The following is a 357-nucleotide window of genomic DNA, read 5'->3' on the forward strand; positions in this document are numbered from 1 at the left end:
CGCCAGAAGTTAATATTGAATACTAAAGTAGATACCAATCAATCAACGTAAAACGTTAATTAAATGGCACTGAATGGTACTGCTACCATTCTTTTTTTACTTTTGAAAACTCTTGATAAATACAAAGTATCTATCAGAATTTTATTATCAGCTTTTCCAAATTTTTAAAGAGCAAGAGATACAAAAACCTCTCAAAATTAAACACACTCTATTCTCAGGCGGTTAATGGCCCGATAAAGAATATTTATTTTTAAGAAGTAAAAGTGGTGGAGCTAAGCAGGATCGAACTGCTGACCTCCTGCGTGCAAGGCAGGCGCTCTCCCAGCTGAGCTATAGCCCCACATATGCTGGTACTTA

Annotated in this window: 1 tRNA gene; it reads right to left on the reverse strand. The window is 36.4% G+C overall.

What is annotated here, in order from left to right:
• Positions 1-264: 264 nt before the first annotated feature.
• Positions 265-340 (reverse strand) — tRNA-Ala (locus tag H5159_RS20820).
• Positions 341-357: the final 17 nt, after the last annotated feature.

Origin of the sequence: Pseudoalteromonas sp. SG43-1 (genome assembly GCF_014164415.1) — a bacterium.
Classification (GTDB): Bacteria; Pseudomonadota; Gammaproteobacteria; order Enterobacterales; family Alteromonadaceae; genus Pseudoalteromonas; species Pseudoalteromonas distincta.